The sequence below is a fragment of the Moorena sp. SIO1G6 genome, from assembly GCF_010672795.1.
In the GTDB taxonomy this organism is placed as follows: domain Bacteria; phylum Cyanobacteriota; class Cyanobacteriia; order Cyanobacteriales; family Coleofasciculaceae; genus Moorena; species Moorena producens.
Genome location: NZ_JAAHFZ010000038.1, coordinates 26,014 through 34,975 on the forward strand (window position 1 = coordinate 26,014; position 8,962 = coordinate 34,975).

At 44.3% G+C, this 8,962-nt stretch carries 8 protein-coding genes; 3 read left to right on the forward strand and 5 right to left on the reverse strand.

The genetic code is table 11. The features are described from left to right. The first annotated feature begins 10 nt into the window (after nt 1–10). Entirely contained in the window at nt 11–679 is a 669-nt protein-coding gene (locus F6K63_RS26375) for a GDYXXLXY domain-containing protein (protein ID WP_287313518.1), read from the forward strand. On the opposite strand, the gene F6K63_RS26380 is transcribed toward F6K63_RS26375, so the two are convergent. After that, on the reverse strand, nt 585–860 hold the full coding sequence (locus F6K63_RS26380; RefSeq protein WP_287313520.1) for a hypothetical protein: 276 nt from the start codon (nt 858–860) through the stop codon (nt 585–587). The two genes, F6K63_RS26375 and F6K63_RS26380, sit on opposite strands and share 95 nt — an antisense overlap. A gap of 251 nt (nt 861–1,111) precedes the next feature. Here F6K63_RS26380 and F6K63_RS26385 point away from each other — a divergent pair, with 251 nt between their 5' ends. Both F6K63_RS26385 and F6K63_RS26390 read left to right on the forward strand, forming a co-directional pair. Continuing rightward, entirely contained in the window at nt 1,112–2,008 is an 897-nt protein-coding gene (locus F6K63_RS26385) for a hypothetical protein (protein ID WP_008184414.1), read from the forward strand. After that, complete coding sequence (locus F6K63_RS26390; protein WP_008184413.1) at nt 2,008–2,904, forward strand: ATP-grasp domain-containing protein; 897 nt, start codon at nt 2,008–2,010, stop codon at nt 2,902–2,904. Before F6K63_RS26385 ends, F6K63_RS26390 begins: the two co-directional genes overlap by 1 nt. Before the next feature lie 219 nt (nt 2,905–3,123). On the opposite strand, the gene sppA is transcribed toward F6K63_RS26390, so the two are convergent. The 4 genes from sppA to F6K63_RS26410 all read right to left on the reverse strand — a co-directional run bounded on the left by sppA (nt 3,124) and on the right by F6K63_RS26410 (nt 8,208). Continuing rightward, the gene (gene sppA / locus F6K63_RS26395) at nt 3,124–4,941 is read right to left on the reverse strand and encodes a signal peptide peptidase SppA (protein WP_287247983.1); all 1,818 of its coding nucleotides are present in this window, start codon (nt 4,939–4,941) and stop codon (nt 3,124–3,126) included. 244 nt (nt 4,942–5,185) lie between these two features. Continuing rightward, nucleotides 5,186–6,214 (reverse strand): type 2 isopentenyl-diphosphate Delta-isomerase, encoded by a 1,029-nt coding sequence (gene fni, locus F6K63_RS26400; protein WP_287313521.1) that lies wholly within the window; start codon nt 6,212–6,214, stop codon nt 5,186–5,188. 35 nt (nt 6,215–6,249) lie between these two features. After that, a complete protein-coding gene (gene pyrR, locus F6K63_RS26405) occupies nt 6,250–6,795 on the reverse strand; it encodes a bifunctional pyr operon transcriptional regulator/uracil phosphoribosyltransferase PyrR (RefSeq protein WP_008184410.1) in 546 nt (181 codons plus the stop codon). Between the two features lie 102 nt (nt 6,796–6,897). Continuing rightward, nucleotides 6,898–8,208, reverse strand: coding sequence for a peptidoglycan-binding domain-containing protein (locus F6K63_RS26410; RefSeq protein WP_287247988.1), 1,311 nt, complete (start codon nt 8,206–8,208; stop codon nt 6,898–6,900). Nucleotides 8,209–8,962: the final 754 nt, after the last annotated feature.

Consider the following 8,962-nt stretch of genomic DNA (forward strand, 5'->3'; position numbering starts at 1 on the left):
ATTATGACTTATGAGCATTAATTCTGAGTATTCCCGTCCTATACCAAGCTGGCGATTCTGGGTACCTCTTTTATTTCAAACCGCACTAATTATTACTGTTCCCACCCAGGCAATTTACACTACAGTGACTGGAAAAACTGTCATCCTTCAGACAGCGCCAGTAGACCCTTACGAACTTTTGCGAGGCTATTCCCAAACTCTAAGATACGATATCTCTAATCAGGACAACTTACGCAATCTTCCTGGCTGGCAAAAATTGCCCAAGCAACAACCTAATGGCAACAAGGTAACCTTTATCAAGCCTGGTACCCGTTTTTACCTAATTTTAGAAGCACCAGACTCATCCAACTCAACTCAACTACCAATACCCTGGAAACCAGTAGGCTTAAGTGCCAAATTACCTTTCCGACTACCAGCTAATCAGATTCCCCTCAAAGGTGTTGCTAACTATGGCTCGATTGAGTACGGATTGGAAACTTACTATATGCCAGAAGACCAACGGGAACAAATTAATGAAGAATTAAATAGTGCTAGGCAAGAGAACTCTAACCTACCGATATCACCACCACCAATTGTGATGGAAATTAAGGTGGATGCTCAAGGGAATGCTTTACCAATCGGAATCTGGGCGCTGATAAGTAAAGATTCTCAACAGCAGATTCGCAAGTATCGGTTTTAAGAGGGAATCGGGAATCGGGAATCGGGAATCGGGAATCGGGAATCGGGAATCGGAAACAGGGAATCGGGAACAGGGAATCGGGAACGGGGGAAAGAGTGTAATTCACATTTAACCCTACCCTACACCGAATCGCTTTGGGCAAACAACCTTCACCCCTGACTGCCTGACACAAGTGCTTCAAAGCTAGATTATGCCGAGGTTATGGGATGCAGGTTGTGAGGGGACGGCTCCAGACAAGTAGTGGAAAAGAGCGATCGCAAGATTTGAGTATAATGCTTAAATTTTTATAACGCCTCATCTTATTTAGAAACAAAAAGGATATAAATTCCTATGGATACTTGAGTCAAATGTACTTTGCATCAAACGATATAAGGTTACTTATGACTCATGATCAATAATTTTTAGATATATCTGGATAAAATAGGTAGCAGGATGAAAGTTTTCCGTGTTTCGCAAGTTTCTGTAATTAAGGTAAGTGAGTCTCCCCTTGTACTCAGTATTCAAGCAGATGGGCTTGCTGCCACTTCTGGCTGGACAAATCCCCGGTTAGACAACTCAGCAGACCCCAATCCAGATGATTCTGTCCTAGAATTCAGTTTTGATGCTGATAAACCGTCAGGTATTAGTCTTCCAAGACTGACGCCAATCACGGCTTGTGTTGACTTTAAACCTACCAATGGTGCAGATGCGGTAATTGTTTCTGCCCGAATCAATGGTATTACGGTTCACGCTGCTGAGTTCCTCAAGCCTGGCGAGTCAAGCCCTCGACCGACGACATTGGCAGTAGGAGAAGAGGAACCTACGACACTAGCATTGGGAGAGGAAAACCCTCAAGTTACTACACAGGCACTAGGAGAGGAAGAACCTCAACCGACTACACGGGCATACGGAGAGGAAGATCCTCGATTTACTACACAAGCTCAACCAACTACACAGGCACTAGGAGAGGAAGAACCTCAACCAACTACACGGGCATACGGAGAGGAAGACCCTCGATTTACTACACAGGCAATAGGAGAGGAAGGACCAACAACTCTAGCATTGGGTGAGGAAGATCCTCGATTTACTACACAAGCTCAACCGACTACACAGGCAGTAGGAGAGGAAGACCCTCAAGTTACGACACTAGCAGTAGGAGAGGAAGTTCAACCGACTACACAGGCATTAGGAGAGGAAGCTCAACCGACTACACAGGCAGTAGGAGAGGAAGCTCAACCGACTACAAAGGCAGTAGGAGAGGAAGCTCAACCGACTACACAGGCAATAGGAGAGGAAGGACCAACAACTCTAGCACTGGGTGAAGAGAGTAGTCCATTTGGTTGGTACTAATGATTAAATCAGCAGATGGTGGATGTTTGCTTGTTGCAGGTGGGGAGTTAGATCCAAATCTGACTCGGTTGATTGAAGTTGCTCAAGGTCAACAAGTCCCGATTTGCGATTTACGCCATGGGCAAGAAGAAAGTCCGAAATTTTCATGGCATCTTACCCAAAGGCATCCCAGAGTTGAGGCTCCAGTTCTGTCTGTAACCGGAGCTTTTATTCGGTATGACGTTTTTGGTAATATTAACGCTCCGAAGTCTGGGGCATCACAACGGGCATCGGGTTGGTATCAAACCTTCTATGGTTGGTTGCTATCCCAAAACCATATCCGGTTGTTCAATCGTCACCATGTTCCTGCAGTTGGCAATAAGCCAGCAATGCTGATCCTAGCGCAACAGTTAGGTTTGCAAACCCCTGATACTTGGATCACTAACGAAGCTGAGGAATTGGGAAAATATTCTGCGGGGAGTGCGATTGCTAAACCCGTTGCTGGGGGTGATTTTTGTTATTCCCTAGAGCAATTGTACTCCTCTATCCAGTTTCGTAATGGTTGTGCTGCGATGCCAGCCATTGTCCAAAATCGTTTAGTAGCGCCAGAAGTACGGATCTATGTGGTAGGGAATCATGCCTTTGCTTTTGAAATCCGTAGTCAGCATCTAGATTATCGGGTTAAACCAGATGCTGAGGTGATTCCACTCGAAACAGTTCCCCAAGAAGTAGAGTTGCTACGCAAATTAATGGTCGCTTTACAGATGGATTTTGGGGCGGCTGACTTCAAAACCGATCCACACACCAAACAACTTGTATTTTTGGAACTCAATAGTTCTCCAATGTTTGTTAGGTTCGATCAAGTTTTGAATGGAGCGCTATGTGAAGCAATGATTGAGACTTTAGTAGTTTCTTGACGATTAGGTCAGCGAAGTTTTGCTTTCGATTTCTAGCTGAATCTTAAAAAACTTTAAAGAAGCTCAATTTCCAATAGTTTTGAATTAAGAATGTAGAATGCAGAATGTAGAATTTGGAATTCTACATTCTTAATTCTACATTCTGCATTCTGACAGACAACCTTGGCCTAAAGGCCACGCGTTCGCTGAAAGCGGGACTTCGTCCATCGCGTTCAACCCTTAATCTACCCGCCAGTTAAACGGTAAAATAGAATAAATCCCCTTCGGGTCATTCAAGGTTGTTAAAATTGCCAAATCCTCTTTTAGCTTCAGCAATTCTGTAGTTAGTGGCTCAGGTAATTGTCGGCTTGTGAGCCTAACATCATTACTCAGGGTCTTCAGAATCATTTCCTCGAAACTAGGAATTTTTGGATACTCTTCTACTTTCCAATCATCCTTTAACTTAGCTTGCTTAGCTGCATGCTTAATAGCATCATTAATACCCCCAATCTCATCAACTAAACCGATCTGCTTGGCGTCTATACCTGACCAAACCCGTCCCTGAGCAATGTCTTTAACCTTGCCCTTAGGCAATTTACGTGACTCTGCTACCTTGTCAATGAACTGGTCATAAATCTGATTAACCATGGTTTGGTAGATTGCCAACTCTTGGTCTGTTTTGGGACGGACAGTACTTTGAATATCGGCTAAAGAACCTGTTTGTACAATATCCCAGGTCAGACCATTGTTGTTAGCTAATTCTTGGATATTAAAAAGTACACCAAAGACACCAATAGAACCAGTGATAGTATTTGGCTCAGCAAAAATTCGGTCGCTATAGGTAGAAATCCAGTAGCCACCAGAAGCTGCCACATTGCCCATCGACACAATCACTGGCTTTTCCTCACGGATAAGCCGCACTTCCCGTTGAATAATCTCAGAGGCTGTAGCACTGCCACCAGGACTATTAACCCTTAGCACTACTGCTTTAATATCTTTATCCAGCCGTAGCTCGCGCAGCTGTTTAGCAAAGCGTTCACCCCCCACTTGCTCAAAGTTTCCCTGACCGTCAACAATGCTACCCTCGGCATAAATTATGGCAATTTTATGCTTAGACTTGCGATTTTTAGAGTAAGGACTTTTCGCTCTAGCGTAAGTAGCCAGCTTAATTTTCCGGAACGATTTATCCTTTTTCTTTTCTCCAGTAAGCTCCTTGAGAGTAGCAATCACCTCATCGAAGTATCCAACTTGATCCACCAAACCTTGAGTTTTGGCCTCTGATGCGATCAACATCCCTTTAGTATTAGCGATCGCTTGCAAGGTCTTGGGAGTAATCTCACGACTTTTCCCCACTGTTGTCAAAAATTCATCCCAAAGATCATCTAACAATTCTCGAGTCTGTTCCCGACTTTCAGGACTCAGCTGTTTGAGCAAGAACGGTTCAACTGCGGACTTATACTTGCCAACTCGAACCACCTGAACACCTATACCATACTTTTGGAGAGCTCCGGTCAAAAAAAGTTGGGGAGAGTTCAAGCCATTGATTTCTACAACGCCCATCGGGTTAAGAATTATCGTATCCGCAACCGAGCTAAGATAGTATTCTCGTTCTCCCAAATCCACGTCATAGGCAATAATTTTTTTCCCAGCAGCTCGGAAACGCTCCAGAGCCTCCCTTACCTCCTTGAGATTTGCCAAGCCAGTGTTGCCAACAGTTTTAGATGCGGATCCATCGAGGTAGAGGGCAACAATGCGCTTATCCTTAGTTGCCTTATCTAGAGTATCGAGGACCTTGCGCAAAGGGATGATATTGGTTTGTTGACCCGATAACACCTCTTCAATCACTTCACTGGTGCTTGAGGTAGGATTGGTATCGCTGATATTGACCGATAAATCAAACACCAGCACTGATTTATCTTGAACCTGTGGCCCTGTATCTTTGGATGCTACTGCAATCAGTAGAAACAGGAATCCACTAGTAGCTAAACTAAAAAATAGAATTAAACCGGCAATACTTCCTACTAGGCTGGCAAAAGTTTGTTGGAGAAATTGACGCATTTGGTAAAGGATTAAGGATTAAGGATTAAGGATTAAGGATTAAGCATAAAGGATTAAGGATTAAGGATTAAGCATAAAGGATTAAGGATTAAGGATTAAGGATTAAGGATTAAGCATAAAGGATTAAGGATTAAGGGCGATTCCCGATTCCCGATTCCCGATTCCCGATTCCCTATTCCCTATTCCCTATTCCCTATTCCCTACTCCCGATTCCCGATTCCCGATTCCCTATTCCCTATTATTACTATCCTAACTTTTTCAAAGTGTCGGATTCCTTGAGATCAGACAAAGTAGCATTACCGGTGCAGAATAGAGCGGTAGTGATTTCTGCCATCAACAGTTGCACTAAGGCATCAACGGCATCTACTGACTCAGCTGCTGCTTGCAGGAATGGTAATGCTAGACCAGCAATATCGGCTCCTAATGCGATCGCTTTTGTGACATCCAAACCATTGCGCAATCCCCCAGATGCAATTAGGGGAATGTCGGGGGCAATGGCTCGAATACTGGTAATGCACTCAGCGGTTGGTAAACCCCAGTCACCAAAGGTCTGTCCTAACCGACGCTGATGAGCGGTTAATCCTCGCTCACTTTCTACCTTTGCCCAAGAGGTGCCCCCCGCACCAGCGACATCAATAGCGGTAACACCAGCCTCCAGCAACTTCTCGGCCATACCGGCTGAGATGCCATTACCCACTTCTTTAGCAATCACTGGTACCGTTAACTTACTGCATAAACCATTAATTTTGTCAAGTAAACCCTTGAAATTAGTATCCCCGTTAGCTTGAATGCACTCCTGCAAGGGATTGATGTGCAAAATCAGCCCATCTGCTGTTAACAGGTCAACCACCTTTTGGCATTCTTCTAGTCCATAACTGTAGTTCAGCTGAACCGCACCGATGTTGGCAAATAGGATAATATCTGGAGCTTGGGAGCGCACCGCAAAGGTATGACCAACCTCGGGTTTTTCCACAGCTACTCGCTGAGAACCAACCCCCATGGCTAGTTTGTAATGTTGGGCAACCTCAGCCAGACGAAAATTAATCGTTTTTGCCTGTTCAGTACCACCAGTCATAGAGGAAATCAACAATGGTGCTCCCAAGGATTTCCCGAGAAATGTGGTAGATATGTCAATCTCACTGCGGTTTAGTTCTGGTAAGCAACAGTGAGTGAAGCGGTACCTTTCAAGTCCATTGGTATTGGCACGAAATTGAACATCTTCATCGAGACAAATCCTGATGTGGTCAGCCTTTCGCTGTTGGGTTTGGGTCATAATAATTTGGAAAATAAGAGCAATCTGATCATGATTCAGGCGCTAATTACTTTAATTAATTCCACTCCATCCCGACCATCATTATCGTTTAGATAAACCTTTACCTGTTCTTCGGCGGATGTGGGGAGTAGCTTGCCGGTAAAATCTGGACTAATCGGCAGTTCCCGATGTCCTCGGTCTACTAGCACTAATAATTTAATCGTTTGGGGTCTACCATACTCAAGCACCGCATTTAGAGCAGCACGAATGGTACGTCCTCTATAAATGACATCATCCACCAACACCACTATCTTACGATCAAGATCGAAGGGAATATCTGTTTTTGCTGGGGTGCGAATGCCAATTCGATCGAGATCATCCCGATAAAAGGTGATATCCAACGCTCCCACTGGCACACTGACCTGCTCTAGGGTTTCAATCTGACGTCCTAGCAACTGAGCTAAAGGAACACCTCTGGTATATATACCGACCAGTGCTAGTTTGGACAAATCACTCACTTGTTCGATCACTTGAGATGCCAAACGATTTACTGTACGGCGCAGTTCTTCAGCTGATAGGATTTCAATGGTTTGAGTAGGCATCCTGATTTATTAAAAATTTCAGCAGGATACCCCGCCCACACTCCTATAGTTAGGGGGGGACGGGGCTTTCAAGGTTTTGAGATTATACCAGATGTAAACCTATCACCGTGGAGAAAGAGATGAAAAGGTTTTAGCATCAGCGATTCCATTGGGAAATAAGCCTTTGTCCCGTTGATATCGCTTCAGGGCTGCCTCTGTGGCTGGTCCAAATACGCCATCTTTTAATCCTTTATAGTAGCCTAGGTAAATCAAGCGATTCTGAAGGCTATTCACTCTTGTGCCACTACTACCTCGTTTTAATGGAGTAATGATGCTAGCAGCAACGGCAATTCCAGAAGAATTGCCCCGTAGTGCTGATAAGGTACGAGAGTCAGCAATGCCATTTGCTGGCAGTTCCCGAGAAAGCTGATACTCTTTGACTGCAGTCTCAGTTAGTTTACCATAGTATCCTGTGACTGGCCCTTTGTAGAATCCCAACTGTGCAAGGCGATTTTGCAGTTTTGTCACTGATTGGCCATTGCTGCCTGGTCGCAACTCAGTCACGTTGGTAAGATTATCCTTATCATTAGGATTTTTGGCTAAGTCTGACAAAGTACGAGAGTCAGCAATACCAGTGACTGGTAGTCCCCTCTTACGCTGGAAGTTTCTGACCCCTGCCTCAGTCAAACGACCGTAGAATCCAGTTACTGGACCGTTGTAGACTTTCAACTCCCTCATCCGCTGTTGCAGTTTGGTCACAGCAGTTCCCTTGTTACCTCGCCGTAACTCAGTGGCGTTCTTGATAGAACCACCATTAATTACGAACAATGTGTTTGGTCCAGCAACGCCATCCACAGGTAATCCCTTGGCTCGCTGAAATTTAATTACCGCTGCTTGGGTCATGCGCCCGTAATAGCCAGTGATCGGACCATTAAAAAATCCCAAGGTTGTCAACTTCTTTTGTAGATCGCTGACTACCGTTCCTCTACTACCGCGTTTCAGCTGTGTGTTGCTTGGGAGACGAATATCAGTACCAGCAGTTTTATATAAGGCTGCTAGGGTTTTTGGTCCAGCCACACCATCTATTGGTAGTCCCTTCTTTTGCTGAAAGATAGCAACATAAGACTGGGTTAATATGTCATAGTTGCCAGTAATCCGACCTTTATAAAAGCCAGCCGCTGCCAACTCTTTCTGAAGAGAAGTCACCTGTGCTCCACGGCTGCCTTTTTGAAGTACTTTAGCACTGGCATGAGCAGCGGTACTGAGGATGGTTAGGGCAATTGCGATCGCACTAATCTTGATCCAAGCTGAACTAGGAATAGTGGGACTGTTTAGCCCATCCAACCATCGAATTAAACCATTATCATCTTGCCACTGAAAATTATCCGCGTCTTCATAGGACTCGGCAAGATTAACGCAGACTAAGCTTTCCATCACTTTCCTACCAAATTTTTTTTTATGATAGCCAGTTATCTAGCAATATTTGTATTGTGTTCATAACACTACCATCTTAATAGACATCACTCTTGCCCAAGTCATCCCCAGTTGCCTTCATCGGTCATAACTGCTGATCCGATCATCCCTTTACCCGATCACCCCTTGAGATGATCACTCCTTCACCAATTCCCAGGTAATATCTTTGATCCCAACAATGATCAATCTTTAAGGAGCAATCTTTTAGCAATTTTTCCGGATGTAGTCAATTTCATCCTGGATTTAAGAGTTATAACGGATGTGGTAAAGGTAAATATCCAGGAGAATTACCTTCAAAAGGTAAATCTCCTGGATATTTCCCCCAGCAGTAAGCTGGGGGTTTTTATTGTAATCGCGTCGCACAGTGATCGGATCGCCTCAGAAGTTTTAAACAAGGAATAGGTAAAAAGTAGTTTTCGAGGCTTAAGAGTATTATTAACTACATTTTTTAGCCTGGTCTTGATGCAGGCGTGAGCGACTGCATCAAGACCGGAAGAGAAAAGCCAAGTTTGACAAAGCTTTTAGGAATTTATCCCTCACCATTATTTGTAAATACCCGCGCGCTTATTGCTATAGAGCAACCCAATTCTCTAGATTAATTCCAAAGGGGATGACCATGCCTAATTGTTGTTGGCCCATCCTCAAGTCTGTTATTTTGAGTCTCTTCGGTTTTTTGAGCCCAACCATGAAATCTTTCCGGAGCTAGTCAATTTCC

What these genes read in the sequence shown, in the direction of transcription:
- sppA (WP_287247983.1), bottom strand. Translation starts at nt 4,941, where the DNA reads ATGCGTCAATTTCTCCAACAAACTTTTGCCAGCCTAGTAGGAAGTATT.
- pyrR (WP_008184410.1), bottom strand. Translation starts at nt 6,795, where the DNA reads ATGCCTACTCAAACCATTGAAATCCTATCAGCTGAAGAACTGCGCCGT.
- fni (WP_287313521.1), bottom strand. Translation starts at nt 6,214, where the DNA reads ATGACCCAAACCCAACAGCGAAAGGCTGACCACATCAGGATTTGTCTC.
- F6K63_RS26385 (WP_008184414.1), top strand. Translation starts at nt 1,112, where the DNA reads ATGAAAGTTTTCCGTGTTTCGCAAGTTTCTGTAATTAAGGTAAGTGAG.
- F6K63_RS26390 (WP_008184413.1), top strand. Translation starts at nt 2,008, where the DNA reads ATGATTAAATCAGCAGATGGTGGATGTTTGCTTGTTGCAGGTGGGGAG.
- F6K63_RS26375 (WP_287313518.1), top strand. Translation starts at nt 11, where the DNA reads ATGAGCATTAATTCTGAGTATTCCCGTCCTATACCAAGCTGGCGATTC.
- F6K63_RS26410 (WP_287247988.1), bottom strand. Translation starts at nt 8,208, where the DNA reads ATGGAAAGCTTAGTCTGCGTTAATCTTGCCGAGTCCTATGAAGACGCG.